This window comes from Microcystis sp. M53602_WE12, assembly GCF_030065455.1.
Taxonomy (GTDB): Bacteria; Cyanobacteriota; Cyanobacteriia; order Cyanobacteriales; family Microcystaceae; genus Microcystis; species Microcystis aeruginosa.
The window spans coordinates 1-1,796 of record NZ_JASJFB010000139.1 but is presented as its reverse complement, the minus strand read 5'-3'; the positions used below and the strand labels follow the sequence as shown (position 1 = coordinate 1,796).

Annotated in this window: 2 protein-coding genes; both read right to left on the bottom strand. The window is 51.7% G+C overall.

What is annotated here, in order from left to right; genetic code table 11:
* The coding region (locus PX482_RS05505; protein ID WP_288122175.1) for a dihydrolipoamide acetyltransferase family protein at positions 1 to 1,045 on the bottom strand (1,045 nt) is incomplete at its 3' end.
* A 246-nt stretch (positions 1,046 to 1,291) separates the two neighbouring features.
* The coding region (locus tag PX482_RS05500) for a DUF561 domain-containing protein (RefSeq protein WP_288122173.1) at positions 1,292 to 1,796 on the bottom strand (505 nt) is incomplete at its 5' end.

Genomic DNA, 1,796 nt, shown 5'->3' with positions numbered 1-1,796 from the left:
TAAAGCGATCGACTCCGAACATTCCCAGATTAGAAATGGTAAAAGTACCGCTATTATATTCTTCCGGTTGCAGTTGTTTACTGCGGGCGCGATCGACTAAATCTTTCCAACTGCGGGAGAGGGAATAGATATCCATCTGGTCAGCAGAGCGCAAAACCGGCGTAATTAAGCCACCACCAGGCATAGCTACGGCTACGGACACGTTAATCGCCCCGTGGTATTGGATTCCTGCGTCGCTATAGCTGGCATTAACTATAGGATGTTTAGCGAGGGTGTTGGCTACCGCTTTTGCTAACAGGGCCGTCATGGTGACACCCTTGGATTTTAGCTGTTGATAGAGTTGATCCAGTGGGTCAGTGGTGATAGTGTAGCCCACTTGGAAGGTGGGAACCTGTAGGCTAACCGACATATTCTGGGCGACGGCTTTTTGCAGAGTGGTGAGGGGAACAGTCCGACCGACCGGGGCGCTGGCCGGAATCGGGGCTTTAGGAGCCGCTACAGGCACGCTGACGGGTTGCGGGGGAGTAATGACGGGAGCAGGGGCGGTGCTGACTTTTCCTGTCGCTTTTTCTACGTCTTCGGCGGTAATTCGTCCGTGGGGACCGCTACCCACTAGGGTTTTCAGATCCACCTTTAATTCTTTAGCCAGTTTTTTGGCTCTGGGAGAGGCGACTAAACGGCCATTATCTTTAACGGCGGCGACGGGGATCGAAACGGGAGGCGGAGCGATTTCTGGGGTTTCTACGGGCTTGCTAGGGGCGACTGCGGCGGTTTTTCCCTGAGCTTTGGCCAGTTCAATTTCCGCTTCAGTTTCGGCGATATAGGCGATCGCTTCCCCCACGGGTGCTTCCTGGCCAGCTTCGACTAAAATTACAGCGAGATAGCCATCATAAAACGATTCCACGTCCATGTCGGCTTTGTCGGATTCGACCACTAACACCGTTTCCCCTTTGCTGACTTTTTCCCCGGGGGACTTCACCCAAGAAACTATTTTTCCTTCGGTCATGGTGGAACTGAGCGCGGGCATGAAGATATCTCGAATCATGGTGGAGTGCTTCTATCTCTAATGTTTTGAGCCATAGCGCATTTTACCACAGTTGATGGGGTTGGGGGGCTTTTCAGTGAGCAGTAATCAGTGAGCAGTAATCAGTAATCAGTGAACTGCAAACTCACATCTGATAACTGCAAACTCACATCTGGTAACTGATAACTGATAACTGATAACTGGTGACAGAGGGAAAAAGAGAAGGGAAAACGGCCCCTTCTCTGCCGTATCTAGACAAAAATTGTTCTAGTTGCCAATATGGATTGGTTGTGCTTGCAGAGATTCGACTAAACCGCGCACGGCTGCCACCATAGCCACTTCATTATCCAATTGATTGATCGCCGAACCCACACCGATGCCGGCCGCTCCAGCAGCGATCGCCATCGGTGCGGTAACGCTGGATAAACCGGAAGCGCAGAGGACGGGAACTTTAACCGCATGGGAAATAGCGTGGGCTGCCGCTAAAGTCGGGGCAGCTTTTTCAATCAGTCCCAAAATACCGGCGTGACGGGGTTGACTGCTAGTGCCGCCTTCAGTTTGAATAATGTCAGCACCCTGACTAACTAAAGCTTCTGCTAGTCTCACCTGTTGATCGAGGGGTAGGAGATGGGGAACTGTCACAGACAGGGTAATTTCGGGCAGTAGGTCGCGAGTTTGACGGGTGAGGGCTAAAACTTCCGCCGCCTCAAAAATGCGTCCTTGGGCATAAAAACTATCGAAATTACCGATCTCAATTAAATCGGCCCCGGCC